This is a genomic window from Pseudomonas sp. J452 (assembly GCF_024666525.1).
In the GTDB taxonomy this organism is placed as follows: domain Bacteria; phylum Pseudomonadota; class Gammaproteobacteria; order Pseudomonadales; family Pseudomonadaceae; genus Aquipseudomonas.
In genome coordinates this window covers 2,152,613-2,177,686 of the sequence record NZ_CP088294.1, presented here as the reverse complement: position 1 = coordinate 2,177,686, position 25,074 = coordinate 2,152,613, and the positions used below count along the sequence as shown (strand labels likewise).

Annotated in this window: 24 protein-coding genes; 10 read left to right on the top strand and 14 right to left on the bottom strand. The window is 64.2% G+C overall.

Annotated elements, in window-relative coordinates; genetic code table 11:
• Positions 1–20: 20 nt before the first annotated feature.
• On the top strand, positions 21–935 hold the full coding sequence (locus LRS11_RS09825) for a LysR family transcriptional regulator (protein ID WP_260496633.1): 915 nt from the start codon (positions 21–23) through the stop codon (positions 933–935).
• A gap of 379 nt (positions 936–1,314) precedes the next feature.
• Entirely contained in the window at positions 1,315–1,815 is a 501-nt protein-coding gene (locus tag LRS11_RS09820; protein WP_260496632.1) for a hypothetical protein, read from the top strand.
• 308 nt (positions 1,816–2,123) lie between these two features.
• Here the strand turns inward: LRS11_RS09820 and LRS11_RS09815 are convergent, their stop codons facing one another.
• Positions 2,124–3,167: an IS110 family transposase gene (locus LRS11_RS09815; protein WP_260496631.1), complete on the bottom strand. Its 1,044-nt coding sequence runs from the start codon at positions 3,165–3,167 to the stop codon at positions 2,124–2,126.
• 141 nt (positions 3,168–3,308) lie between these two features.
• On the opposite strand from LRS11_RS09815, the gene LRS11_RS09810 reads away from it, so the two are divergent.
• The 5 genes from LRS11_RS09810 (at position 3,309) to LRS11_RS09790 (ending at position 5,639) form a co-directional block, all read left to right on the top strand.
• A complete protein-coding gene (locus LRS11_RS09810; protein WP_260496630.1) occupies positions 3,309–3,920 on the top strand; it encodes a hypothetical protein in 612 nt (203 codons plus the stop codon).
• Positions 3,921–4,021: 101 nt separating this feature from the next.
• A complete protein-coding gene (locus tag LRS11_RS09805) occupies positions 4,022–4,468 on the top strand; it encodes an MAPEG family protein (RefSeq protein WP_260496629.1) in 447 nt (148 codons plus the stop codon).
• 39 nt (positions 4,469–4,507) lie between these two features.
• A complete protein-coding gene (locus tag LRS11_RS09800) occupies positions 4,508–4,672 on the top strand; it encodes a DUF2986 domain-containing protein (RefSeq protein ID WP_260496628.1) in 165 nt (54 codons plus the stop codon).
• 42 nt (positions 4,673–4,714) lie between these two features.
• Positions 4,715–5,131 (top strand): bleomycin resistance protein, encoded by a 417-nt coding sequence (locus LRS11_RS09795; protein ID WP_260496627.1) that lies wholly within the window; start codon positions 4,715–4,717, stop codon positions 5,129–5,131.
• A 139-nt stretch (positions 5,132–5,270) separates the two neighbouring features.
• Positions 5,271–5,639: a GFA family protein gene (locus tag LRS11_RS09790; RefSeq protein WP_260496626.1), complete on the top strand. Its 369-nt coding sequence runs from the start codon at positions 5,271–5,273 to the stop codon at positions 5,637–5,639.
• 125 nt (positions 5,640–5,764) lie between these two features.
• Here LRS11_RS09790 and LRS11_RS09785 read toward each other — a convergent pair whose 3' ends face one another.
• The gene (locus LRS11_RS09785) at positions 5,765–6,547 is read right to left on the bottom strand and encodes a substrate-binding periplasmic protein (protein ID WP_260496625.1); all 783 of its coding nucleotides are present in this window, start codon (positions 6,545–6,547) and stop codon (positions 5,765–5,767) included.
• A 172-nt stretch (positions 6,548–6,719) separates the two neighbouring features.
• Entirely contained in the window at positions 6,720–7,493 is a 774-nt protein-coding gene (locus LRS11_RS09780; RefSeq protein ID WP_260496624.1) for a helix-turn-helix transcriptional regulator, read from the bottom strand.
• Positions 7,494–7,603: 110 nt separating this feature from the next.
• Here LRS11_RS09780 and LRS11_RS09775 point away from each other — a divergent pair, with 110 nt between their 5' ends.
• Both LRS11_RS09775 and LRS11_RS09770 read left to right on the top strand, forming a co-directional pair.
• The gene (locus LRS11_RS09775) at positions 7,604–8,713 is read left to right on the top strand and encodes a polyamine ABC transporter substrate-binding protein (RefSeq protein ID WP_260496623.1); all 1,110 of its coding nucleotides are present in this window, start codon (positions 7,604–7,606) and stop codon (positions 8,711–8,713) included.
• A 97-nt stretch (positions 8,714–8,810) separates the two neighbouring features.
• A complete protein-coding gene (locus tag LRS11_RS09770; protein ID WP_260496622.1) occupies positions 8,811–9,926 on the top strand; it encodes a P1 family peptidase in 1,116 nt (371 codons plus the stop codon).
• Positions 9,927–10,138: 212 nt separating this feature from the next.
• On the opposite strand, the gene argE is transcribed toward LRS11_RS09770, so the two are convergent.
• The 10 genes from argE to hutI form a co-directional block, all read right to left on the bottom strand.
• Positions 10,139–11,296, bottom strand: a complete 1,158-nt coding sequence (gene argE / locus LRS11_RS09765; protein ID WP_260496621.1) for an acetylornithine deacetylase — start codon at positions 11,294–11,296, stop codon at positions 10,139–10,141.
• Positions 11,297–11,517: 221 nt separating this feature from the next.
• On the bottom strand, positions 11,518–12,192 hold the full coding sequence (locus tag LRS11_RS09760; RefSeq protein ID WP_260496620.1) for a DUF1028 domain-containing protein: 675 nt from the start codon (positions 12,190–12,192) through the stop codon (positions 11,518–11,520).
• Positions 12,193–12,335: 143 nt separating this feature from the next.
• Positions 12,336–12,746 carry a RidA family protein gene (locus LRS11_RS09755; protein ID WP_260496619.1) on the bottom strand — a complete coding sequence of 137 codons (411 nt, stop codon included), beginning with the start codon at positions 12,744–12,746 and terminating at the stop codon, positions 12,336–12,338.
• Between the two features lie 71 nt (positions 12,747–12,817).
• Positions 12,818–14,137, bottom strand: coding sequence for a flavin-containing monooxygenase (locus LRS11_RS09750; RefSeq protein WP_260496618.1), 1,320 nt, complete (start codon positions 14,135–14,137; stop codon positions 12,818–12,820).
• Between the two features lie 321 nt (positions 14,138–14,458).
• Complete coding sequence (hutC, locus tag LRS11_RS09745) at positions 14,459–15,169, bottom strand: histidine utilization repressor (protein WP_260496617.1); 711 nt, start codon at positions 15,167–15,169, stop codon at positions 14,459–14,461.
• A gap of 305 nt (positions 15,170–15,474) precedes the next feature.
• Positions 15,475–17,007 (bottom strand): histidine ammonia-lyase, encoded by a 1,533-nt coding sequence (gene hutH, locus LRS11_RS09740; RefSeq protein ID WP_260496616.1) that lies wholly within the window; start codon positions 17,005–17,007, stop codon positions 15,475–15,477.
• Between the two features lie 54 nt (positions 17,008–17,061).
• Entirely contained in the window at positions 17,062–18,462 is a 1,401-nt protein-coding gene (locus LRS11_RS09735; protein WP_260496894.1) for a purine-cytosine permease family protein, read from the bottom strand.
• Between the two features lie 104 nt (positions 18,463–18,566).
• Positions 18,567–20,234: a urocanate hydratase gene (gene hutU / locus LRS11_RS09730; protein ID WP_260496615.1), complete on the bottom strand. Its 1,668-nt coding sequence runs from the start codon at positions 20,232–20,234 to the stop codon at positions 18,567–18,569.
• 49 nt (positions 20,235–20,283) lie between these two features.
• Positions 20,284–21,234 (bottom strand): formimidoylglutamase, encoded by a 951-nt coding sequence (gene hutG / locus LRS11_RS09725; RefSeq protein ID WP_260496614.1) that lies wholly within the window; start codon positions 21,232–21,234, stop codon positions 20,284–20,286.
• Positions 21,224–22,441 carry an imidazolonepropionase gene (gene hutI / locus LRS11_RS09720; RefSeq protein ID WP_260496613.1) on the bottom strand — a complete coding sequence of 406 codons (1,218 nt, stop codon included), beginning with the start codon at positions 22,439–22,441 and terminating at the stop codon, positions 21,224–21,226. Before hutI ends, hutG begins: the two co-directional genes overlap by 11 nt.
• Before the next feature lie 190 nt (positions 22,442–22,631).
• Here hutI and LRS11_RS09715 point away from each other — a divergent pair, with 190 nt between their 5' ends.
• A complete protein-coding gene (locus LRS11_RS09715; protein WP_260496612.1) occupies positions 22,632–23,219 on the top strand; it encodes a HutD family protein in 588 nt (195 codons plus the stop codon).
• Positions 23,220–23,267: 48 nt separating this feature from the next.
• On the opposite strand, the gene LRS11_RS09710 is transcribed toward LRS11_RS09715, so the two are convergent.
• Positions 23,268–24,707: a sodium:solute symporter family protein gene (locus LRS11_RS09710; protein ID WP_260496611.1), complete on the bottom strand. Its 1,440-nt coding sequence runs from the start codon at positions 24,705–24,707 to the stop codon at positions 23,268–23,270.
• Between the last annotated feature and the right edge of the window lie 367 nt (positions 24,708–25,074).

Below are 25,074 nucleotides of genomic sequence, written 5' to 3'. Positions count from 1 at the left end.
CCGACCACCGCGGAGACCCCATGGCCACCTACACCCTGCGCCAGCTCAAGTATTTCGTCACCACCGTGGAATGCGGCAGCGTGGCCGAAGCCTCGCGCAAGCTGTACATCGCCCAGCCGTCGATCTCCACCGCGATCAAGGGCCTGGAAGACAGCTTCGGCCTGCAACTGTTCATCCGCCACCACGCCCAGGGCGTATCGCTCACCCCCGGCGGCTCGCGCTTCTACAAGAAAGCCCTGGAACTGCTGCGCATGGCCCGCGAGTTCGAACAGAACGCCCTGGCCGACAACGACGTGGTGGCCGGGCAGATCGACATCGGCTGCTTCGAGACCGTCGCCCCGCTCTACCTGCCGCGGCTAATCGCCGGCTTCAACGCCCAGTACCCCGGCGTGGAAATCCGCCTGCGCGACGGCGAGCAGCAGGAACTGGTGCAAGGCCTCACCGCCGGGCGTTTCGACCTGGCCATCCTCTACGACCACGACCTCGACGCGACCATCGCCAGCGAACCGCTGATGGCCCCGCAAAAACCCTACGCCCTGCTCCCGGCAGACCACCGCTTCGCCGCCCAGGCCCAGGTCTCGCTGCGCGACCTGGCCCTGGAACCGATGATCCTGCTCGACGTGCAACCGAGCCGCACCTACTTCGTCAGCCTGTTCGAAGAGCTGGGCCTGACGCCCAATATCGTCTTCAGCTCGCCCTCCATCGAAATGGTGCGCGGCATGGTCGGCCAGGGCTTCGGCTTCTCCCTGCTGGTCACCCGCCCGCACTCGGAATGCACCTACGACGGCAAGCAAGTGGTAACGGTGGACATCGTCGAGCCGGTCAGCGGCTCCGGCCTGGTCGCCGCCTGGCTCAAACGCGCCCAGCCGACCAAGTCGGCGCAGCTGTTTATCGAGTTTTGTCAGCGGCAGTTGGGGCAGGCGGGGGTGGAGTAAGCCGTTGCAGCCCTGCCCTCTCCCCCAGCCCCTCTCCCACAAGTGGGAGAGGGGAGCTAATTCGCACCAGGCCTTTGCCCCTGTGAGAAACGCAGGCTGCTGCAACAGCAGATGCTGCACCTACCCCGCCCGATGGACAGACGGTCGCTGAAACAGTAGCGTCGGGGCGAAAGCGCGGGTGAATGCCCGACTTCAGGTCTTGCTGCCCCATGTCGTATTTGCCTGCTCGGAGCTGTCGTATTACCCACGACAACCTATAAGCAAAAAACGATGTAGGCATGACAAGGAACGTTATCCAACATAAGTAGCGCAACGCATTACGCCACTTATGTCGCCTACTTATAGTTAGGCTTTCTCAAAATCGCAGCAGGAGTTACTCATGAGCGGCATCGTAGAAAATCTGAAGGATCCATCGTGGTGGTTCTCAGCCTTCTTCATTGCAATCGTTGCAAGCGTTATCGCCGGTTTTGCAAAAGATCGTATAGGGTTGCTTGCTGCCAGCCTTTCGAGTTCGATGAAGCTGCGCCAAGAAAAAAGATTGATCGCTAAGAAAGCACAAATTGAACAACTTATAGAAAATGAAACACTACTAATATTGAAATTTATCCAGGCCGGAGTTGGGGCAATATTCTCCTTCCAGATATTCATTATGTTTTTACTTAGCCCAATGTGGGCTGAAGTAATGAACAATTGGTGCGGCGCGGCTTCCTTCGACCCCACATGTAAGCTAAACCCTCAATCATTGGCAATACTTGCATCTTTTGCCTTTGGATTACTTAGCGTCTATAGCGCTTATAAGGTGTCATCTGTTCTGGCAATATCATCTGAAGCAGTCCGCGCATATCGCCGGAAGCATAGCGCTGCCAAGAAAGATGCCTAACCAATCACTCAAGCCGGCGCTCTCGGAGCGGTTTAACTTAGGCGTGGGCCTAACAATGCGTATATGGACTCTCCCCACAAGTAGTGGGCAAAGCTTTTGATCTGCCCTGCCGTCGGTGCGGTTGCATGCGTATATCCGGCCTTTTTATGGGTTCAACACCCTGGCCATTCTGTAGTTCGCGCAGCGGGGGCCAAGCGCTCAATCGATCACGCGGATCATGATTGTTATCGGCCTTGCTCCGCTGCAGGACTCGCCCGTTCCGACAGTGCTGCTCTCCACCACAACCACTATTGATTACCCGCTCGCCGTCAGGCGGGCGGCATGCTTTGCCAGTTGTCGCTGAAGCGCCGTTCGTGGCACCACACGGCCCAGCAAATTCTCACCAGCTTGTTCGCCAACGCCACCGCCGCTTTGTTCTGCCCAATGCGCGCCGCTGTTTGTGTCGCCCAGCGCTGCAACGCGGTCATGCGTTCGGGCGTTTTGGCCTGGCAGCGCTGGGCGGCCAATAAGGCGGCGCGGGAACCATGGATTAGCAACGTGCGCACGTAGGTGTTGCCCTGCCGGCTGATATGCCCCAACTGGCGGCGCTCGCCGCTGCTGTGCTCTCTCGGGGTCATGCCCAGCCAGGCGCTGAGCTGGCGGCCATTGGCAAAGCGCTCCGGGCTGCCTACTGCGGTTTTCAGCGCACTCGCTGTCAGCAAGCCAATACCGCTGACTTCGTCGAGTTTGCGGACGATTTCATCGTCGACATGCCAGCGTGCCAACTGCGCCTCGCACTCGTGCATCGATTGCTCGTACAGGTTGACCTCGCCCAGCACCACCTGCAGCGCACCGCGCAGGGCGCTGACTTCCGGGCGCTCCAGCAGCTCGCTGGCGGCACGCAGAAAGGCCGCCGTGCTAGCCGGCGCCTCGATGCCCATCTCGCGAAAAATCCCGCGCAGCAAGTTGATCCGCTGAGTGCGGGATCTCTTCCAGGTCTCGCGCAGGTTATGCAGCTGTTGCAGTTGCTGCTGCTCGTGGCTTTTCACCGGCACTGGGTGAATACCGGCACAACGCGCCGCTTCCAGAATGGCATCGCAGTCATTGCGATCCGTCTTGTTACGCCGACGATACGGCCGCACGTAGCGCGGGTGCAGCAGCATCACCCGATGCCCGCGCGCCTGCGCCAAGCGCCCCCAGTAATGTGCCGTGCCGCACGCCTCCATCACCCACTCGACAGGTTCGCCCTGCTCCTGTACATATCGGCCAAATGCCTCACGACTCAGCCGCTTGCGCTGAATCACCTCGCCGGCACGGACACTCTCGGCAACCTGGTAAACGGACTTGGCCAAATCAACTGCGATGCGCTTCATTGACTATCTCCTTCCTACGCTTCACTCGGTACTTCGAGTGTGGCGTGGGGAGAGTCCATTACAGCACTCAAAGCGCTCACTCCGTTCGCTGGGACCGGCGAAGCCGGCCCCTTAGCTTAATCGTTAGAAGGTCATTGATAATTGGCTAGCCCGCTAATAACTAGAGCAAAGAAAATATCTAAGGCCCTGGTAGCTATTGGTGCTCTCGCCGGTGCCATTCTTGCGCTCAAGGAGCTTGGTTCACTTCTCCTATCAAATGAGCCAGAAATATATGACGAAGAGTGGATTCCACTTGTATATGAGGACATCGATAAGTTCCGCGATTTCCTAGACAGAAACAATGGAGCAAAAGTTACTATAAACTCATCCATTGCCATGGATACAGTTCTTCCGATTAATTATTTAATCCACCAAGCTTGTGATATGAAAACACCAGATCACCCTGAAGGCGGCGATGGAAACACCTTCTACTCATTCGGCTTGCCTACTTTTTCGAAAGACTTTGATAGCGCCGACCTCAGAAGTGCAACCTACAGTGAGAAATCTCAAGGCCTCAGCTTTCCCCCACAAATTCTTTCCAAGGTCAAATGTCTTGACACCTTACGCATCGAATTAATTGACCCGACTACTTTTCGCTGGAGTTACGGCGGAACAGGTACGCAATCACTTCCGCTCAGTGGAACCTTCAAGGTAACAACTAGAGCATTCAGCGGCCCAAGAATTGAATATACCTTACGCCAAGTCGAGGAGTGACCTTCTAACAATAGGTTCAAACCGTTCGCTCCGTTCACTGGGACGGGCTAAAGCCCGCCCCTTAACCAAGCGCGACACACCACTAGATAGCCCGAAAAGACATGGAGATTTTCATGACAATATCAACGCAACTACTTGGCCCAGTGATCGCCTTGGTGGCATGGACGCTGGTGATGTGGCTATGGATGTACGCCACGCGACTTCCGGCAATACGCGCGGCGAGTATGAAACCTGACCCAAACGCCCCGCGCGGCGAGCAAATGGCTTTGCTTCCTCCGCGTGTGCGCTGGAAAGCGGACAACTACAATCACTTGCTGGAACAGCCAACCCTGTTCTATGCGCTTGCCATCTCGCTGGCCTTGCTGGGTGTTCAATCGCAAACATGCTTACTGTTTGCCTGGGCATATGTCTTGCTGCGCATCGCGCACAGCCTGCTGCAAGCTCTGGTCAATAAAATCGAAATCCGCTTTTTGCTATTCGCCCTGTCAAACATTCCATTATTCGCCCTAACCTATATTGCAATTACTGCTCTCTTGAACGCACCGTAAGCTGCAACTGCTCCCAAACTGACAAGCCGAGTAACCGACATGAACCGCCGTAAAAAAATAAACCAGCTGCTCAAGGCGCACGCCAAAAAAGCCAGTGCCAAATTGGCACCAAAAAGCAAACCGAAATACATCTGTAAAGCTGACCGCTTGAAACTGGCGGCTGAGTCCACTGCAGACGCAAGCGTTTCTTCCGAGAGTTCATAGTGAGAACTCAACCTGAACATCACTCATCGATAAGCGGCCACCATGCACTACAACCAACTGGTTCCAGAGCTCAACATCACCAATCTCGCCGAGAGCCTGCACTTTTACACCGCCATTCTCGGCTTCGAGATCAAGTATCAACGCGCCAACCCAGACTTTGCCTTCATTGAACTCAATGGCGCGCAGCTCATGCTCGAAGAAGTCCAGCCCGACAGCTGGCTGATGGGCGAGCTGGTCAGGCCCTTCGGCCGTGGTATGAATCTGTCCATCGAATGCCAGGATCTGCTGGCGACCGCCGCCAACCTCCACGCCGCCGGCATCGCCCTGCTCGAGGAGCTGCACGAGGCCTGGTATGCCACGGACGAGGGGGAGTTCGGTCAGCGGCAGTTGCTGGTTGCCGACCCTGACGGTTACCTGCTGCGGCTAACCGAGGAAATCGGCAAGCGGCCCATTGGCTAGGGTTCGCTCTACCGGCTTGGCCGCTACACACCATCCACTCACGAAAGAACCACGGCCAACACCGAGCCAGGGCTGAAAACCTGGGCTAAAAAGCAGGGGCAGCTTTCATTGCAAAGCGCCCTGCCCCAAGGACAGCGCCATGCTCAAGACCTACTCCGGCAGCTGCCACTGCGGCGCCGTCAAGTTCGAGGCCGACCTCGACCTCACGCAAAGCTCCTACCGCTGCAACTGCTCGATCTGCCGGCGCACGCGCTTCTGGGTGGCGGTGGCCAGGCCCGAGGGTTTCCGGCTATTGGCGGGTGAGCAGGCATTGACCGAGTACCTGTTCAACACCCGCAAGAACCAGCACTTGTTCTGCAAGCAGTGCGGTGTGCGGGCCTTTGGCGTTGGTAACGACACGCCGATCGGGCAGATGATCGGGGGCAATCTCGGTTGTCTGGAGGGGGTGAGCGAGGAGGAGCTGGCGCGCATCCCGATCACCTATGTGGATGGCCTGCGTGACCGCTGACAGAGCGCGCCGGCGTGCTGCGCTCATCTGTAGAGGGACAAGGACTCAAGGGCATTCGCCCGTAACGCGCGCGAGACCAGGGCGGTGCCACAGGCTTGAGACGTCGAGCGCCCGCCAAGGGTGCATCAGCGTATCCCCGCCGACCGGTACTGCAGAATGATTTCTTCCTGACGCGCCTGAAAAGCCGGATCGGCCATGGCCTGGTCTATGCGCGCCATGATCTGCTCGACATCCGGCAGGCTCTGGCGCAAGCCGATATGAAACTGCACCTGGCTGTTGGGGATGAAATCCACCTTGGTGTTGCGCAACTGCTCGGTGTAACCGAACTGATTGGCGTAGTACTGCGCCTGCTCGGCACTCATGATCAGGAAGTCGCCGGCGCCACGGCGCAGCAGCATGTGGATCATCTGCGGCGGTGTATTGACCGGGTAGCGCTGGATGAAGCCCGGCACGTTCTCGCTTTCCCAGTCGACCCCTTCCTGGGAAATCAGCCGGAGATCGCGCAGATCGTCGAAGCTTGTGGCGCTGGCGATCACGCCGCTTTGGGCGTTGTCGCGGTTGTAGACCAGATTGCCGTAGTCCCACACATATACCGGCCTGGCAGCGAAGCGGGCATAGCCCTTGCGCTTCTCCGACGGAAAGGTACAGAAGCCATCCGCCTGCCCGCGGGTCACTTCAAGTTGCGCACGCGTCCAGGGCAGGCTGAGGAGCTCGAGCCGATATTCCGGCAGCGTGGCAAACAGCGCGAGCAACATGTCGCGGAGGATGCCCTGCGCCTCGCCGTTCTGCGCATAGGATGTCGGCGGGCTCTCGGCGGACAGGGCGAAACGTAGCAGCCGCGCTTCCTCGGCCTGGGCAACGGGCAGATTCAGCAAAGCGGCGCAGATAAACGCGAGGACGGATCGCATAGCCGTTGACCACCCGTTCAGTGGCCACCAGCACATTGACGCAATCCCAGATATAAGCCCCATAACAACACCCTTAGAAGGCACAACCCGCAAGGTAGCAGCGCAAGTTACAACGCATCACCATACCGGCACATAGTTATGTCACACGCCCCCGGCACTGGCCCGCCGCGGCTCAGTCGCGGCGCAGCAGCAGGGCGAACAGCTCGGCGTGACCGCTGACGCCGAGCTTGTGGTAGAGGTTGCGCCGGTGCACTTTCACCGTCTCCGGGGAGATGCCCATGCGCTGGGCCATCGCCTTGCCGGAGAAACCCTGCAGGATCAACCGCGCGGTTTCGCTTTCGCGCTCGGACAGGCGCGCGCCCAGCCCTTCCAGCATAGCCGTGAAGTCGCCCGCCGCCGGCTGGCTGGCGGGCACTTCGACCGCGCAGAGTTGCAGGTGACGGCGCATCGCCGCCAGCACCCAGTCGCGCACGCAGAGCAGGCGACCGAACTCCTCCTGGCTGAAGGACGCCTGCCGGCCGAGGGACAGGCCCAGCACGGCGCCCTGGTGGTTGACCATGAACTGCAGCTCGCCACCGCCGACCACCGTGCGGAAGTAGCTCAAGTAGTACTCGCTCTGCTGGAACTGGTCGGGCGCCACGCTTTCCAGGCTGTGCAGGCCATCGGCGATACCGGCGCAGGCGGCTTGGTAGAAGGGGTCGAGCAGGTACATGCCGGCGCAGTAGTGGGCCAGGTCTTCGCCCTCGCCGGACACCGCGCGGAACTCGAAGTCAGCCAGCAGGCTGGGCACCCGCCCTGTCTGCATCAAGGCGGCCAGGGCATTGTCCAGCGGCACCAGCAGGCGCAGGCAGTCCACCAGGCTGCGCCAGAAGCTGTCCTGGCCGAGGCTGGCGAAGACCCGTGCCAGGCCCTGATGCACCGGCAGTTCCTTGAGCAAGGCGTCCACTCTCTACCCCTTTGGTGTAACCCATGGTGGGAATTGGTCTGCCGCAGGCCTGGCACTAGCCTGAAGCCCTCTGAATCAACGGGCCTGCAGCAGGCCAGGAGTGCCGCATCATGCTTGGTCATCGCCTGTATCTCAACACCGCTCTGGCTGCCGGCCTGTCGGCCTGGCTGTGCACTGCCAGCGCCGCGGTCGATGGCCCCAGCGTGCATGTGTACAACTGGTACGACTACATCGGCCCCACCACCCTGGCCGACTTCCAGCGCGACCAGGGCATCACCCCGGTGTACGACACCTTCGACAGCGCCGAGGTGCTGGAGGGCAAGCTGCTCACCGGCGGCAGCGGCTACGACGTGGTGGTAGCCAGCAACTACAGCCTGCCGACGCTGATCAAGGCCGGCGTACTCGCACCGCTGGACCCGGCCAAGCTGCCGCACCTCAAGCACATGGACCCGGCCCTGCTGGCCAAACTGGCCAGCAACGACCCGGGCAATCGCTATGCCGTGCCCTACCTGTGGGGCACCAACGGCATCGGCTACAACATCGACAAGGTGCGCGCCGTGCTCGGTGAGCAGGCGCCAGTGGACTCCTGGGACCTGCTGTTCAAGGAAGACAACCTGGCCAAGCTCAGCCAGTGCGGCGTGGCCCTGCTCGACTCCCCCGCGGAGATGCTGCCGGTGGCGCTGCACTACCTGGGCTTGCCGCCCAACAGCAGCAACCCGGACGACTACCGCAAGGCCGAGGCGCTGTTGCTCAAGCTGCGCCCGCATATCCGCTACTTCGACTCCTCCAGGTTCATCAGCGACCTGGCCAACGGCAACATCTGCGTGGCCGTGAGCTGGTCCGGCGCCGCCCTGGAGGCGAAGACCACCGCCGAGCAGGCCGGCAACGGCGTGCGCATCGCCTACAGCCTGCCCAAGGAAGGCGCACCGGTGTGGATCGACACCCTGGTGCTGCTCAAGGACGCGCCCCACCCAACCCAGGGCCAGGCCTTCATCGATTACCTGATGCGCCCGCAAGTCGTCGCGCCGATTACCGACCACCTCAACTACCCCAACGGCAACCTCGACGCCACTCCGCTGGTGGGTGCGGCGGCCCGCAACAACCCGGTCGTCTATCCGTCGGCGGAGACCATGGCCAGCCTGTTCACCCTGCAGCCCCTGCCGAAGAAGACCGAGCGTATCCGCACCCGGGTGTGGAGCAAGGTGAAGAGCGGCCAGTAAGCGCCTCGCTCCGTGCCGCATCACGGTGGATAAGCAGAGCGCTATCCACCCTACAACGCTGATTTTTCCTGATAACACCCTGAGAACGAGAAAGACCATGAAACTGCGTGCCCGCGACCTGAATATCCAGTTCGGCCAACTGCCCACAGGCCCACTCAATGCCATCACCGACGTACCCGGCGTGCGCGTCGGCCACAGCAACGTCAGAGGGCGCAGCGCCAGTGGCCGCGACATCAATACCGGGGTCACCCTGATCGAACCGCGCCCCGGCTCCACCACCCAGCAGCCGTGCTTCGCCGGTGTGCATATCCTCAACGGCAACGGCGACGCCACCGGCCTGGAGTGGATTCGCGAGGCCGGCCTGCTGACCAGCCCGATCGCCTTCACCAACACCCACAGCGTCGGCGTGGTGCGCGACGCCATGATCGCCCTGGAGCGCCAGCACCAGCCCGCCGACGGCCGCCTGTACTGGAACATGCCGGTGGTGCTGGAAACCTTCGACGGCCTGCTCAACGACATCAACGGCTTCCACGTACGCCCCGAGCATGTGGCCGAAGCGATGGAATGCGCCATGGCCGGCCCGGTGGCCGAAGGCGCGGTCGGCGGTGGCAGCGGCATGATCTGCCACGAGTACAAGGGCGGCATCGGCACCGCCTCGCGGCGCCTGGGCGCAGCACAGGGCGGCTGGACCGTCGGCGCCATCGTCCAGGCCAACCACGGCACGCGCCGCGAGCTGCGCGTGGATGGCTACCCGGTGGGGCGTTACCTGGAGAAGGCCACCTCGCCCTTCCTGCGCGCCGACCTGCCGCATCCGGGGATGGGTTCGATCGTCGTCTGCCTGGCCACCGATGCGCCGCTGCTGCCGCACCAGTGCACCCGCCTAGCCCAGCGTGCCAGCATCGGCATCGCCCGCACCGGCGGCGGCAACGAGGACTGCAGCGGCGACATCTTCGTTGCCTTCTCCACCGGCAACCAGCAACTGGAGGCCACCGCCTACGAGCGCAAGGGCGCCTTCACCTGCGACGGCCTGCGCATGGTCAACAACGACCATATCGGCGACCTGTTCCTCGCCGCCTCGGAGGCCGTGGAGGAAGCCATCATCAATGCACTGCTGGCAGCCAACACCGTCGAGGGCAATGGCCACCGAGTGCAGGCGCTGGATCGCGAGACCCTGCTGGAGGCCCTGGGCAAGGCGGGTTGGCCGGGGGCCTGACAACCTTTCCCGGATTGCATCCGGGCTACGGGGCAGGACGCTCACGCGGAGTGCTTTAGCCCCCTCTCCCGTTCACGGGAGAGGGGCTTTGGCTCTGTGCTTTGGCTCTGTGCTTTGGCCCCACCCTCTCCCCCAGCCCCTCTCCCACAAGTGGGAGAGGGGAGCTTCCGAGCGCCCGCCCAACGAATTGCAATCCAATAGAAAAAACCGTCTCAAACGTCCTGCTGCAGCCACTGCAGCAGGCGCCGCAACATCGCATCGCAGCCATCCAGCTGCTGCTGGCTGACGAACTCGTCAGGCTTGTGGCCCTGCTCCATGCTGCCCGGGCCGCAGACCACGGTGGGGATGCCAGCCTGGTGGAACAGGCCGCCTTCGGTGCCGTAGGCCACGGTAGAGAACTCGCGACTGCCGCTGAGCAGCGCGAGCAATTCGGCGGCCTCGCTGTGCGGGTCGGTGGCCAGGCCCGGATAGGCCGAGAGCGGCTGGAAACGGATCGCCGTGTCGGCACTGCGCTCGCGCATCTGCGGCAGCAATTCGCGCTCGGCATAGTCCTGCAGCTCGGCGGCGATCTGCTGCGGATCAGCCGCCGGCAGCGCGCGCACTTCGAAGTCGAACTGGCATTCGGCCGGGACGATATTCAGCGCCCTGCCGCCGCTGATCAGTCCGGTCTGCACCGTGGAGTACGGCGGATCGAAACGCTCATCGTGGTGCTCGGGCGCGGCCAGGCGCTGGCCGATCTCGCCCAGTTTGCCGATCAGCCGCGCGGCGTATTCGATGGCGTTGACGCCCTGTGGCGCATAGGCCGAATGGCAAGCGGCGCCGTGTACCTGGCAGCGCATGGCCAGCTTGCCCTTGTGGCCGAGCACCGGTTTGAGCTCGGTGGGCTCGCCGATGATGCACAACAGCGGCTGGTGCGGACGGCGCTGCAGCTCGGCCAGCAGCGAACGCACGCCGAGGCAACCGACTTCCTCGTCGTAGGACAGCGCCAGGTGCAGCGGCAAGCGCAGCTTGCTGTTTAGAAACAGCGGCACGGCGGCCAGCATGCAGGCGATATAGCCTTTCATGTCGGCAGTGCCGCGGCCGTACAGCTTGCCGTCGCGCTCAGTCAATTCGAAGGGCGGCAGGGTCCAGGCCTGGCCGTCCGCCGGCACCACGTCGGTATGCCCGGAGAGCACCACGCCGCCACGGTCACTGGGGCCAATGGTGGCGAACAGGTTGGCCTTGCTGCGCTCGGCGTTGTAGTCCAGCTCGCAGGCCACGCCCAGGTCATTCAGGTAGTCGCGGACGAACTCGATCAGAGCCAGGTTGGAGTCGCGGCTGACGGTGGGGAAGGCCACGAGGCGGGCCAGCAGGTCACGGCTGGTGGGCATGGGTGGGGCTCCTGAGCGTTTTATACACTATCGAAATGACGGCGAGCAGGCGCATCACCGCCCCTCTCCCCCGGCCCCTCTCCCGCAAGCGGGCGAGGGGTGACTGGGGCGCGAACGCGGAGTAGCAGGACAGCACATAGCTGTCTGCCAACTCGGACAGCCCCCCCTCCCATTCTTTGTTTATGAGGAGTGGGAGAGGGTTGGGGAGAGGGCGCTCTCCGTCACTCGTCCCCCGGCACGCCATAGCTCGGCGCGGCGGTGGGGTCGAGGGCGCGAGTGATGTAGTCCTGCATCTGCGGGCGGTAGGCCTGCCAGAGCTGATCCAGCGCACCGATCGGGTCGTCGTCGGCCCAGTCCACGCGCAGGTCGATGATCGGCCAGACCAGGTCGCCGACCACCTTGAGCGCCGCCGAATGCACCGGCCCGGCTTCGCCACCGGCGGCCATGGCCGCGTGCATGGCCGCCAGCAGGCGCTCAGCGAGGGCACCGGGGGCCTGCTCGAAGGCAGCGACCATGGCCGCGATCACCGCCGGCGAAGCCAGCAGGTTACCGGCTGCCACGCACTGTTCACCGGCCAGCGCGTTATGCGTGCCGAGCGCCTCGCTGCCGGAGAACAGCGCGCTGCGCCCCTGGCTGTCGAGCAACGCCACCTGGCGGTACTGGCTGTAGCCATTGCGGGTCAGGGCCTGGTCCAGCGCGGCCGCCGGTTCCTGGCCGGCGGCCAGGGCATCGAGAATCTGCGGGCCGAGAGCCGGCAGAGTGATGTTCTGCGAAGCCACCGCCCCCACCCCGGCGCGCAGCCAGGGGCAACGGGCGCCGACGGCGATGCTCGACGAGCTGATGGCGATGCCCAGCTGGCCGGTTTCGGCGCAGCGGCCGACGATGGAAAAGGTCATAAAGCCTCCTTGACGAAAAATGCCGAAAGCGTCGCGAGCGAAGGTCAGACAAGGCGAGGGCAGCCGGGAAAAGCGGAGTTTGCTGGTGCAAATGAGCATTTTCCTGGCTGCCCTCAACGCCGTATGGCCGAGCGCAGCAGCTTTCAGTCCGGAATGACCGCGATCACGTCGATTTCCATCAACCACTCCGGCTGGCCGAGGCCGCTGATCACCAGGCCGGTGGAGATCGGGAACACGCCCTTCAGCCACTTGCCGACTTCCTGGTAGACCGGTTCGCGGTAGCGCGGGTCGATCAGGTAGGTGGTGGTCTTGACGATGTGCGACAGGTCGCTGCCGGCCTCTTCGAGCAGTTGCTTGACGTTCTTCATGGCCTGCTCGGCCTGGGCGCGCGGGTCACCGAGGCCGACCAGCTTGCCGCTAAAGTCAGTGCCGATCTGGCCGCGCACGTACACGGTGTTGCCGGCGCGCACGGCCTGGCACAGGTCGTTGTCCAGGCTCTGGTTGGGGTAGGTGTCTTTGGTGTTGAACATGCGGATGCGGGTATGGGTAGGCATCGACTTGCTTCCTTTAAGCTGACTGTTGGAACTGGCACAGCAGGCGTGTGCCAGCGGGGCTGTGGTTACGCTCAGTCTTGCGCCTGGCGCTGCGCGGCATCGCGGTAGGCGAGGTAGGTGCGCTGCGTGGCGATGTGCCCGGCGATGTGCTTGGCGTCGTGCCACACGCCCCAGATAAAGGTGGAGCCACGGCGCGACAGCCACGGCAAGCCGAGGAAGTAGATACCCGGCTCGCTGGACACGCCGCGCTGATGCTGCGGCTTGCCCTTGGCGTCGAAGGCGTCCACCTGCAGCCAGCTGAAGTCCACGGCATAGCCGGTGGCCCAGATGATCGAACTGATGCCGGCCTGGGCCAGATCCAGTTCAAGCAGCGGCTGGCTCACGCACGCCGGCTCCGGGTAGCTGGCGCGTGCTTCCGGCTCCTCCGGCAGGTCGAGGCCATTGCGGGCGATGTAGGCGTCCGCCGCATCCAGCAGCGCCAAGTAGTTCTCGTCGCCACGGGCCAGGTTGTCGGCCAGGTCCTGCTGGAAGGTCACCACGCCGTTGTCGAAGGCCTTGGTCAAGCCGACCAGGGTCATGCCCTGATGGGCCAGGCCACGGAAGTCGACCGTATGGCCGCCACGGGCGCCGCTGACGGCGATGGTCACGTGCTCCTTGCCCGGCTGCGCGGCTTCCGCATCCCACAGGCCGAGCACGCCCAGCCACCAGCAGAAGTCACGCCCGCGATAGGCGCGTGGCGGACGGTCGTGCGGGCCGACCGAGAGGTAGACCTTGCGCCCGGCACGCATCAGCTCATCGGCGATCTGTACGCCGGATGACCCCGCCCCCACCACCAGCACCGCGCCCTCGGGCAGCTGCTGCGGGTTGAAGTACTGCGCGGAGTGGATCTGGGTGAGGCTGTCGTCCTTGGGCGCGATCGGCGGGATCACCGGGCGCTGGAACGGCCCGGTGGCGGACACCACGCGGTTGGCCTGGATCACCCCCTCGGAGGTTTCGACAGTGAAGCCGGCGCGGTCGCTATTGCGCACCACCTTCTTCACTTCCACGCCGGTGCGGATCGGCGCGGCGAACTTCTGCGCATAGGCTTCGAAATAGGCGGCTACGCGGTCTTTCGGGGCGAAGGCGTCGGCGTCGAGATCGTCGAATTCCAGGCCCGGGAAGCGGTCGTGCCAGGCCGGGCCGTTGGCCACCAGCGAATCCCAGCGCCCAGTGCGCCAGGCCTCGGCGATGCGGTTGCGCTCCAGCACCAGGTGCGGCACGCCGAGCTTGCTCAGGTGCTCGCTGATGGCCACGCCGGCCTGACCAGCGCCAACCACCAGGGTGTCGATTTCTGTTCCTTCAAGGGTCACGCCTGTGTGCTGCTGAAAGGCGGGTTGATTCAGGTCGGTCATGATTTGCCTCCTCTGACTCCGAACAGGGTCGTTGCACTGCTGCGGCTATCTATGGGTGATGGCCGCATTCTGTTCGGAGCCGGGGATTGGCGAAATTATGATTTTTGTAGTCGCTGGCAAGGTAAAAGCGTGCCCGCACGCAAGCCCCTGAGCTCGCGCGTTACAAGGCTTTGGCTAGAGGATTTTTAGGCTCAGACGCGACAAATCAGCTGGGCTCGCGGGCGCTACGACGTTTGCAGAGTCGGCACCGTTTGCCTGTCACGCAGGATATGAATGAGCTGAATGCGTCGACCGGACCGGCGCAGCAGGTCCGCGCACTGCCTAGCGCCGGGTCATCCGCGAGCGCAGCTTGTAGCGGTCGCCGGGGTGCACCAGGCGCGCGTAGCTGACCAGGTGATCGGCGGACCAGGTGCGGCGAATCATCGACAGGCATGGCGCAGCCGGGTCGATATCCAGCCAGGCGGCGGTCTGCTGATCCACCAGCACGGCCTCGACCACGTGCTCGACATCGGCGATCGGGCAGCTGGCCACCAGCACCTCGTTGGGCGTCTGCTGGGAGAAGTCGCTCTGCAGGTAGTGCGGCACCCAGCGCGGGTTGACGAAGCGGTCTTCCAGCTGGATCGGCACGCCGTTCTCGCGGTGCACCAGGATGCTGTGGAACACCTGGGCGCCCAGGCGCAGGCCAAGGCGCAGGGCCACCTCGTCATCGGCCTCGATGGCTTCGCAGCGCAGCACGTCGTTGCTGTAGACATGCCCACGCGCACGGACTTCCGCGGCGATATTGAGCACCTCGTGCAGCGAGGACTCAGCCTTGCGGTCAGTGACGAAGGTGCCGAGGCCGGCCTGGCGCACCAGGTAGCCCTTCTGCACCAGGTTGTTGATCGCCTTGTTGGCGGTCATGCGGCTGACGTCGAAGTCGCGGGCCAGTTGTTCTTCCGGGGGGATCTGGTGGTGCACCGGGTAGCTGCCGTTGTGGATACGGTCGAGCAGGAAGGCTTCGATCGCCTGGTAACGGGGGGTCGTGCTGGCCACTGCGGCTCCTTGGGTGAATACGCCCGGTGCGCAGATGATAGCGGAGCTTGCCTCTCCTCTCCCAGCCGCCGAAGCCTTACGGGAGACGACGGTATGGATGTAGGCCCAACCCTCTCCCCAGCCCTCTCCCGTGAATGGGAGAGGGGGTAGTCCGCACAATCCTATTAGCTGGCCGCTTTCTCCCCTCGCCCACTTGTGGGAGAGGGGCCGGGGGAGAGGGAGCAGTCCGCGCGCGCACTCAACCTTGAAGTAGCCCGGATGCAATCCGGGGAAGCAGACAGCTCCGATCCCGGATTGCGTCCGGGCTACACCGACGGCAGCACTCCGGCCGGCAGCAGCGGGGTCAGCACCCGCTCGGCGAGCAGCGCATCGGCCAGGGCGATATCCGGGGCAAAGAAGCGGTCCTCGACGTAGTACGGCACCTTGGCCCGCAGCAGCTGGCGCGCCTGCTCCAGGGCCGGCGAGCTGTGCAGGCCGGCGCGGAAGTCCAGGCCCTGGCAGGCGCCCAGCCATTCCACGGCGAGCACGCCACGGGTGTTGGCGGCCATCTCCCACAGGCGCTTGCCGGCGGCCGGGGCCATCGACACATGGTCTTCCTGGTTGGCCGAAGTCGGCAGGCTGTCGACGCTGTGCGGATGGGCCAGGGCCTTGTTCTCGCTGGCCAGGGCGGCGGCCGTGACCTGGGCGATCATAAAGCCAGAGTTGACCCCGCCGTTGGCCACCAGGAACGGCGGCAACTGCGACATGTGTTTGTCCATCATCAGCGAGATGCGTCGCTCGGCCAGGGCACCGATCTCGGCGATGGCCAGGGCGATATTGTCGGCGGCCATGGCCACCGGCTCGGCGTGGAAGTTGCCGCCAGAGATCACGTCGCCTTCGGCGGCGAACACCAGCGGGTTGTCCGACACCGCGTTGGCCTCCACCGCCAGCACCTCGGAGGCCTGGCGCAGCTGGGTCAGGCAGGCGCCCATCACCTGTGGCTGGCAGCGCAGGGAGTAGGGGTCCTGCACCTTGTCGCAGGCGGCGTGGGAGCGGCCGACTTCGCTGCTGGCGCCGAGCAGGTGACGGTAGGCGGCGGCCGCGTCGATCTGCCCGCGCTGGCCACGGGCGGCATGGATGCGTGCATCGAAAGGTGCACGCGAGCCCAGCGCCGCCTCGACCGTCAGACTGCCGCACACCGTCGCGGCGGCGAACAGGTCCTCGGCCTCGAACAAGCCGCGCAGGGCGTAAGCAGTGGACACCTGGGTGCCGTTGAGCAGGGCCAGGCCCTCCTTGGCGGCCAGGGTCATCGGCTGCAGGCCGGCGATGGCCAGCGCCTCGGCCGCCGGCAGCCACTGCCCCTTGTGCCGCGCCTGGCTTTCACCGAGCAGCACCAGCGACATATGCGCCAGCGGCGCCAGGTCGCCGGAAGCGCCGACCGAGCCCTTGAGCGGAATATGCGGATAGACCTCGGCGTTGATCAGGGCGATCAGCGCCTCGATCACCTTGCGCCGAATGCCGGAAAAACCACGCGCCAGGCTGTTGACCTTGAGCAGCAGGATCAGCCGCACCATGGCGTCGTCCAATGGCGCGCCGATACCGGCGGCATGCGACAGCACCAGGGAACGCTGCAGCTTCTCCAGGTCCTCCGTGGCGATGCGGGTCGAGGCCAGCAGGCCGAAGCCGGTGTTGATGCCGTAGGCCGTGCGGCCCTCGGCGATGATCTGGTTGACGCAGGCGACACTGGCGTCGATGGCCGGATGGGCCGCGACGTCCAGGGTCAGGCGCAGCGGTGCCTGATAGGCGGTGCGCAGTTGGGCCAGGCTCAGTTGGCCGGGCAGCAGATGCAGAGCATTCATTGTTGGCTCCTGGGCCAGGCGGCTTGTGACCGCCTGGCTAGTTTCGGGGTTAACTCAGGCCTCGGGCAGCACCATCCGCGCCGGTACAGTCCGCACGGTTTTACGCGCTACCAGGTAATACAGCGCCGCCGGTACCAGCAGGCCGATGATCCAGGAAATGTCGACGCCGCCCAGCTGCGCCACCATGGGCCCGGTGTAGAGCTTGGTGGAAACGAATGGCATCTGGATCAGCACGCCGACCACATAGACCGCGATGCCCGCCAGGTTCCAGCGCCCGTAGCGACCGTCGGGTTCGGACAGCGCCGGCACGTCGCAGCGTTCCTTGGTGATGAAGTAGTAATCCACCAGGTTGATCGCGCTCCACGGGGTGAAGAAGGTCAGCAGGAACAGGATGAACGACTTGAACGCACCGAGGAACGAATGCTGGCCGAGCAGCGCCAGGGTGGTGGAAGCCCCGACGATTCCCAGCACGAACAGCAGGCGCTGCGCCCGCGACACCTCGATATGGCCACGGAAGCCACTGATGATGGTGGCGATGCACATGAAGCTGCCGTAGGAGTTGAGGGTGGAGATGGTCACCTTGCCGAAGGCGATGCTGAAATACAGCAGCGCGGCAACCGCACCGGTGCCACCCAGGCCGACGATGTAGGCCACCTCGTGGCCGGCGAACTGGCCGTTGGCCAGGGCCGCGGCGAACACGCCGAGGACCATCGCCACCTGCGCGCCGAGCACCGAGCCGGCGCCGACGGCGAGAAAGGTCTTCAGCGACGAGGTGCTGCTCGGCAGGTAGCGCGAGTAGTCGGCCACATAGGGGCCGTAGGCGATCTGCCAGGAAGCCGCCAAGGACACGGCGAGGAGGAAGGACGACCAGCTGAAGTGGCGGATCTGCAGCAGCGCGCCGATATCGGCGACGCTCATCAGGCGGGCGAACAGGTAGGCGAAGGCAATGATGCCGAACACGCTGGCGACCCGACCAATCCAGTGGATCACCCGGTAGCCGAGCACGGTGGCCAACACGATGCAGGAGGCGAAGATGAGGATGCCGACGCTATCGCTGGCGCCGGTGAGTTGGGCGATGGCCTGGCCGGACAGCACGGTGCCGGTGGCGGTGAAGCCGAGGTACATCAGGCACACCAGCACGATCGGGATGGCCGCGCCGTACACGCCGAACTGCACGCGGCTGGAAATCATCTGCGGCAGGCCGAGCTTGGGCCCCTGGGCGGCGTGCAGGGCCATCACCGCGCCGCCGAACAGCTGGCCGATGAACAGGCCGATCAGCGACCAGAACACATCGCCGCCGAGCACCACGGCCAGGGCCCCGGTGACGATGGCGGTGATCTGCAGGTTGGCACCCAGCCACAGGGTGAACTGGCTGTAGAGGCTGCCGTGTCGCTCAGCCTCGGGGATGTAGTCGATCGAACGACGTTCGATCAGTGGCTTGTTAGCCTGGGTCATTGCGCTGTTCTCCGGTGCATCAGGCATGCTGACGCTCTTGTTGTTGTAAGGGAACATCTACGGCACACACCCGGCGCCCTGGGACACCGGGTGAATTCTTTTCGCTACTTGCCAGTGATCATCGGCAGGTTGAGCCCTTGTTCCTTGGCGCAGTCGATGGCGATCTGGTAACCGGCATCGGCATGGCGCATCACCCCGGTGCCCGGGTCGTTGGTCAGCACGCGGGCGATGCGCGCCGCGGCCTCGTCGCTGCCGTCGCAGACGATGACCATCCCGGAATGCTGGGAGAAGCCCATACCCACCCCGCCGCCGTGGTGCAGGGAAACCCAGGTGGCGCCGCTGGCGGTGTTGAGCAGAGCGTTGAGCAGCGGCCAGTCGGATACGGCGTCGGAGCCGTCCTGCATGGCCTCGGTCTCGCGGTTAGGGCTGGACACTGAACCGGAGTCGAGGTGGTCGCGACCGATGACGATCGGTGCGCTCAGCTCACCGGAGCGCACCATCTCGTTGAAGGCCAGACCGAGCTTGGCGCGCAGGCCCAGGCCGACCCAGCAGATACGTGCCGGCAGGCCCTGGAAGGCGATGCGCTCGCGGGCCATGTCCAGCCAGCGGTGCAGGTGGGCGTCGTCCGGGATCAGCTGCTTGACCTTGGCGTCGGTCTTGTAGATGTCTTCGGCGTCGCCGGACAGCGCCGCCCAGCGGAACGGGCCGACGCCGCGGCAGAACAGCGGGCGGATATAGGCCGGGACGAAGCCGGGGAAGTCGAAGGCGTTGCTCACGCCCTCCTCTTTCGCCATCTGGCGGATGTTGTTGCCGTAGTCGAAGGTCGGCACGCCCATCTGCTGGAAGTCGAGCATGGCCTGCACATGCACCGCCATCGACTGCTTGGCGGCCTTGACCACGGCGGCCGGGTCGGTGGCGGCGCGGTCGCGGTACTGCGCCCAGCTCCAGCCGATCGGCAGGTAGCCATTGAGCGGGTCGTGGGCGCTGGTCTGGTCGGTGACCATGTCCGGGCGCACGCCACGCTTGACCAGTTCCGGGAGGATCTCGGCGGCGTTGCCCAGCAGGGCGATGGAGATGGCCTTGCCCTCTCCGGTGTAGCGGGCGATGCGCGCCAGGGCGTCGTCCAGGTCCTTGGCCTGCTCATCGACGTAGCGGCTGCGCAGGCGGAAGTCGATGCTGCTCTGCTGGCATTCGATATTCAGCGAGCAGGCGCCGGCCAGGGTGGCGGCCAGCGGCTGGGCGCCGCCCATACCGCCCAAACCCGCAGTCAACACCCAGCGGCCCTTGAGGCTGCCGTTGTAATGCTGGCGACCGGCCTCGACGAAGGTTTCGTAGGTGCCCTGGACGATGCCCTGGCTGCCGATATAGATCCACGAACCGGCGGTCATCTGCCCGTACATGGCAAGGCCCTTGGCATCCAGCTCGTTGAAGTGTTCCCAGCTGGCCCAGTGCGGCACCAGGTTGGAGTTGGCGATCAGTACGCGCGGCGCGTTGCTGTGGGTCTTGAACACGCCGACCGGCTTGCCGGACTGCACCAGCAGGGTCTCGTCGTCGTTCAGGTTGGTCAGACTCTCGACGATCTTGTCGTAGCACTCCCAGTTGCGCGCGGCGCGGCCGATGCCGCCGTACACCACCAGCTCCTTGGGGTTCTCGGCCACGTCCGGATCGAGGTTGTTCATCAGCATGCGCAGCGGCGCTTCGGTCAGCCAGCTCTTGGCGGTCAGCTTGGTGCCACGCGGGGCACGGATTTCGATGTCGCGGTACTTGGTCATGGCGGGCTCCGATTCTTGTTAGGGATAAGGTTCGATCTGGCGCTTGGGCTCAGAGGGTCAGCAGATGGATCAGCCGCGCCGCCAACTTGGCGGTGCGGCTGTCGATGTCGTATTCGGGGTTGATCTCGGCGAGGTCGGCCAGGCGCAGCTTGCCGCTGTCGCGCAGGCCTTCGAGCAGCGGTTCGAGCAAGGCCAACGGCACCCCGCGGGCGGCCGGGGCACTGACCCCGGGCGCTTCGCAGGCGGGCAGCACGTCGATGTCGATGGTCAGGTAGAGGGCGTCGCAGCCGGCGACGAAGGCGTCCAGTTCGGCACCTATGGCTTCCAGGCTGCCTTCGCGGATCTCACGATCCTCGCGCACCAGCACGTCCAGTTCGGCGGCGCGCTGGAACAATGCACGGGTATTGCTGGCGCGGCTAACGCCGAGGCAGGCATAGCGGAACGGCCAACCACGGGCGGCGCACTGCTCGGCGATCTGGGCGAAGGGCGTGCCGGAGGAATGCACCTGGGCCGGGTCGCGCAGGTCGAAGTGGGCGTCGAAATTGACGATGCCGATACGCGGCGCGCCCATAGATGAAGCCGGCTGCCCGGACAGATGTTCGGCCAGGCCGGACCAGCTGCCGTAGGCGATCTCATGGCCACCGCCGATCACCAGCGGCAGGTGGCCGGCATCCAGCAGCGCGCAGACGTTGTGGCCCAGGCGTGCCTGGGCGGCCTCCAGGTCGCCATCGATGCAGGTCACGTCGCCGCCATCGAAGGCCGGCGCCTGGCGGTGCCAGGCCAGGTTGGCCAGGGCGCGGCGCACGCTGTGCGGTGCATTGGCCGCACCGACGCGGCCGTGGTTGCGCCGTACCCCTTCGTCGCAGGCGAAACCGAGCAGGGCCACACCCGGCTGGCTGTCGGCGGCAAGCGGCTGGATGCGCTGGTGCCAGCGCGGGCTGTCCGGCTCGGGGTCGACACGGCCGCTCCAGGCGTCCATGGAAAAACGATCAACGTTCATGCACGACTTCTCCATTGAAGATGCGCTGGCGCAGCCGCCCCGGCTGTACCGCATAGGCCAGCTCGGCCGGGTGCTGGATATCCCACAGGCACAGGTCGGCAGGCGCACCGACGACGATGCGACCCAGGTCAGGACGACCGAGGGCGCGCGCGCCATGGGCAGTCATGCCAGCCAGGGCCTCGCGCGGGGTGAGGCGGAACAGGGTGCAGGCCAGGTTGGCCATCAGGCTGGGCATGCAGATCGGCGAGGTGCCGGGGTTGGCATCGCTGGCCAGCGCCATTGGCACACCGTACTGGCGCAGCAGTTCGATGGGCGGCAGCTGGGTCTCGCGCAGGCAGTGGAAGGCGCCGGGCAGCAGCACGGCCACGGTGCCGGCGGCGGCCATGGCCTGCACGCCGGCCTCGTCGAGGTATTCGATATGGTCGGCGGACAGCGCGCCGTAGCATGCAGCCAGAGCGCTGCCGCCGAGATTGGAGAGTTGTTCGGCATGCGCCTTAATTGCCAGGCCGTGGCGTTGCGCGGCCTGGAACACCAACTCGCACTGCGCCGGGCTGAAGGCGATGCCTTCGCAGAACACGTCCACCGCATCGGCCAGACCTTCGGCGGCGGCCGTCGGGATCATCTGCTCACAGACCAGGCTGACATAGTCGTCGGCGCGGCCGGCGTACTCCGGCGGCAGGGCATGGGCACCGAGCAAGGTGGTCAGCACCCGCACCGGGCGCAGCTCACCCAGACGACGAGCCACACGCAGCATCTTCAGTTCATCGGCGACTGTCAGGCCGTAGCCGGACTTGATCTCGACCGTGGTCACGCCATCGGCCAGCAGCGCGTCCAGACGCGGCAGGCTGGCGGCGATCAGCTGTTCCTCGCTGGCCGCGCGAGTGGCGCGCACGGTACTGAGGATGCCGCCGCCGGCCTTGGCGATCTCGGCGTAGCTGACACCTTCCAGGCGCTGCTCGAACTCATCGGCGCGGTTGCCGGCATACACCAGGTGGGTGTGGCAATCGACCAGGCCCGGGGTCATCACCCCGCCCCGCCCGGACTCGATGGCACCAACAGCCAGACGCTCGTCGAACTCGCCGTGCGGCCACAGGCCGGCGACCTGGCCGCCTTCGACCAGCACGGTCATCGGCACCGACAGCACCTGCAGGCCGTCGAACAGGGTGACGTCGCGCCAGAGCCGGCGCGATTGGGGAGACAAGGACATGGAAGCGCGCTCTCTCGTTTCAATGTATATACATTTAAAGCGAAATCCTTGCCCAGTCAAGCCATGGCAGCATGCCACATGCTTGCTGACCACACTGCACAATACCGCACGCAATCCAGCTAGAGCGCCAGTTGCGCAGGGGAAGGCAGTCGCTCATTATGTATATACATTTAATCAAGAGACGAACGGCATGCCGATTCAGCGACTCGACCGCCACCAGGCGCGGCAGATGCCCTGGAAGAATGGCGGCGGCATTACCTGCGAGTTGGCCATAGCCCCGGCGGGTGCCGGACTGGAAGATTTCGCCTGGCGCATCAGTTGCGCCCAGATCGCCAGCGGCGGGCCGTTCTCGCGGTTTGCCGGAGTCGACCGCAGCCTGGCGCTGCTCGAAGGCGCCGGTCTGGACCTGCGCCTGAACGGCCAGCCCAGGCAACTGCGCCCCGGCGATCCGCCCCTGATCTTCGCCGGCGAAGACGAGGTCAGCGCCGAGCTGCTGGACGGCCCAGTCGGCGACTTCAACCTGATGACCCGGCGTAGCGCCTGGCGCCACCAGTTGCAGCGACTGCAACTGGACGGCGCGCAGACGCTGCACAACGACGCCGACATTTTGCTGATCTATTGCCAGCGCGGCCGAGTCACCGTGCAGCTGGCGGACGCTAGCGTGCAGACACTGGGCGAAGGCCAGGGCCTGCTGCTGGAAAACGAGAGCACACACCTAACGCTGAGCGGCGCCGCGGAAAATCAGCTCTATATAGGCCACCTCTACCGCCAGCCCTGAAACGACAAACCCCGCCAATGGGCGGGGTTCGTCAGCCAGCAACCAGCCTTACTCGGGCTGAGTCACCAGGGTATTGCTGCGATTGCTGCTCCACTGTGGCAGCAAGGTACCGATCAGCATGCCCGCCAAGCTAAACAGCAGGCCGGCCAGTTGCGGCGGCCAGAAGGCCTCGTCGGTCAGGCTGTACTCCAGATAAATCCACGAAGTCAGACCGAAGAAGATCGCAAAAAGCGCGCCCTGGGTGGTCGCGCGCTTCCAGAACAGCCCAGCGAACAGCGGCACCACGGCGGCAACCAGGGTCACCTTGTAGGCGTTGCCGACCATCTCGTAGATGCTCGCATCCGAGTACAGGGCGAAGCTCAGGGTGGCGATGGCGCAGACCACGATGGTGATGCGCATGGCCAGCAGGAACTGCTGGTCGCTCATCACCGGCACGAAGCGCTTGAGCACGTTCTCGGTGAAAGTCACCGACGGCGCCAGTAGGGTGCCGGAGGCAGTCGACATGATCGCCGAGAGCAGCGCGCCGAAGAACATGATCTGGGCGAACAGCGGGGTCTTCTCGAGGATCAGGTGCGGCAGGATCATCTGCGCGTCTTCGGCTAGCCAGCGCTGGACCATCGCCGGATCGATCATCGAGGCGGCGTAGGCCAGGAAGATCGGCAGCATGCAGAAGCACAGGTAGAAGCCGGCACCAAACATCGAGGCGCGCGCGGCGATGTTCTCGGTCTTGGCCGACATCACCCGGGCGTAAACGTCCTGCTGCGGGATCGAGCCGAGCATCATGGTCAGCGCCGCGCCGATAAAGGCGACGATGTCCTTGGCCTCGAAGCCGTGGATAAAGGTGAACTTGCCTTCGCTGGCCGCGTGGGCGATCACCTTGTCGGCACCGCCGGCCATGTCACCGATCAGCCAGGTCAGGTAGACCAGGCCGACGACGATGATGATCATCTGGAAGAAGTCGGTCAGGGCTACCGACCACATGCCGCCGAACAGGGTGTACAGCAGCACGATGAAGGTGCCGAGGAACATGCCCTGGGTGGTGCTAATGGCGCCGTCGGAGATCACGTTGAACACCACACCGAGGGCGGTCAGCTGCGCGGCGATCCAGCCCAGGTAGGAAGCCACGATGACCAGACTGATGATCAGCTCGACATTCGGCCCGAAGCGCTTGCGGAAGTAGTCGCCGATGGTCAGCAGGTTCATCCGGTACAGCGGGCGGGCGATGATCAGGCCGACCAGCATCAGGCAGCCGAAGGAGCCGAACGGGTCTTCGATGATGCCGGCGAAGCCTTCCTCGATGAAGGTGGCGGGAATACCCAGCACCGCCTCGGAACCGAACCAGGTGGCAAACACCATGGCGGCGACGATGGGGAAGCCCATGCTGCGACCGCCGGCGGCGAAGTCGCGGGAGTTCTTCACTCGTGTGGCGGCGTAGAAGCCGATACCCACGGTGACCAGCAGATAGAGCGCAACGAACCAGATCAGCATGTTTCCCGTTCCACAGACTTCAGCCCGCCGCATGCATAACCCGCGCAAGAGGCGCAGGAGGGAACGGCGGACTACAGGTTTTTGTTATGACCATTCATGACGGGTGACTGCACGCTCCCGTTCAAGGTCGCGCAGTCTGGCAAATACGTAAAATATGTCAAACAAAAACGACGAATTACCTGCACGCTAATCGGTCATTCGTCAGATTAACTCGTGTAACAGACTGTAATTGCTGCGGTTGCGCCAAGCAGCACCTTGCTGGGTAGTTGCATATTTTTGACAGCCGTGGATAACACCTCGCAGCCTTGAGCTGACAGGCGCAGGCCGGGTCAGTATCGTCGGCAGGCGGCCAAGCCGGTCGCCCGGC

What these genes read in the sequence shown, in the direction of transcription:
- LRS11_RS09760 (WP_260496620.1), bottom strand. Translation starts at nt 12,192, where the DNA reads ATGACCTTTTCCATCGTCGGCCGCTGCGCCGAAACCGGCCAGCTGGGC.
- LRS11_RS09820 (WP_260496632.1), top strand. Translation starts at nt 1,315, where the DNA reads ATGAGCGGCATCGTAGAAAATCTGAAGGATCCATCGTGGTGGTTCTCA.
- LRS11_RS09815 (WP_260496631.1), bottom strand. Translation starts at nt 3,167, where the DNA reads ATGAAGCGCATCGCAGTTGATTTGGCCAAGTCCGTTTACCAGGTTGCC.
- LRS11_RS09775 (WP_260496623.1), top strand. Translation starts at nt 7,604, where the DNA reads ATGCTTGGTCATCGCCTGTATCTCAACACCGCTCTGGCTGCCGGCCTG.
- LRS11_RS09735 (WP_260496894.1), bottom strand. Translation starts at nt 18,462, where the DNA reads ATGACCCAGGCTAACAAGCCACTGATCGAACGTCGTTCGATCGACTAC.
- LRS11_RS09795 (WP_260496627.1), top strand. Translation starts at nt 4,715, where the DNA reads ATGCACTACAACCAACTGGTTCCAGAGCTCAACATCACCAATCTCGCC.
- hutG (WP_260496614.1), bottom strand. Translation starts at nt 21,234, where the DNA reads ATGAACGTTGATCGTTTTTCCATGGACGCCTGGAGCGGCCGTGTCGAC.
- LRS11_RS09805 (WP_260496629.1), top strand. Translation starts at nt 4,022, where the DNA reads ATGGAGATTTTCATGACAATATCAACGCAACTACTTGGCCCAGTGATC.
- LRS11_RS09715 (WP_260496612.1), top strand. Translation starts at nt 22,632, where the DNA reads ATGCCGATTCAGCGACTCGACCGCCACCAGGCGCGGCAGATGCCCTGG.
- hutU (WP_260496615.1), bottom strand. Translation starts at nt 20,234, where the DNA reads ATGACCAAGTACCGCGACATCGAAATCCGTGCCCCGCGTGGCACCAAG.
- LRS11_RS09825 (WP_260496633.1), top strand. Translation starts at nt 21, where the DNA reads ATGGCCACCTACACCCTGCGCCAGCTCAAGTATTTCGTCACCACCGTG.
- hutH (WP_260496616.1), bottom strand. Translation starts at nt 17,007, where the DNA reads ATGAATGCTCTGCATCTGCTGCCCGGCCAACTGAGCCTGGCCCAACTG.
- LRS11_RS09785 (WP_260496625.1), bottom strand. Translation starts at nt 6,547, where the DNA reads ATGCGATCCGTCCTCGCGTTTATCTGCGCCGCTTTGCTGAATCTGCCC.
- LRS11_RS09755 (WP_260496619.1), bottom strand. Translation starts at nt 12,746, where the DNA reads ATGCCTACCCATACCCGCATCCGCATGTTCAACACCAAAGACACCTAC.
- hutI (WP_260496613.1), bottom strand. Translation starts at nt 22,441, where the DNA reads ATGTCCTTGTCTCCCCAATCGCGCCGGCTCTGGCGCGACGTCACCCTG.
- LRS11_RS09770 (WP_260496622.1), top strand. Translation starts at nt 8,811, where the DNA reads ATGAAACTGCGTGCCCGCGACCTGAATATCCAGTTCGGCCAACTGCCC.
- LRS11_RS09790 (WP_260496626.1), top strand. Translation starts at nt 5,271, where the DNA reads ATGCTCAAGACCTACTCCGGCAGCTGCCACTGCGGCGCCGTCAAGTTC.
- LRS11_RS09750 (WP_260496618.1), bottom strand. Translation starts at nt 14,137, where the DNA reads ATGACCGACCTGAATCAACCCGCCTTTCAGCAGCACACAGGCGTGACC.
- LRS11_RS09800 (WP_260496628.1), top strand. Translation starts at nt 4,508, where the DNA reads ATGAACCGCCGTAAAAAAATAAACCAGCTGCTCAAGGCGCACGCCAAA.
- argE (WP_260496621.1), bottom strand. Translation starts at nt 11,296, where the DNA reads ATGCCCACCAGCCGTGACCTGCTGGCCCGCCTCGTGGCCTTCCCCACC.
- LRS11_RS09710 (WP_260496611.1), bottom strand. Translation starts at nt 24,707, where the DNA reads ATGCTGATCTGGTTCGTTGCGCTCTATCTGCTGGTCACCGTGGGTATC.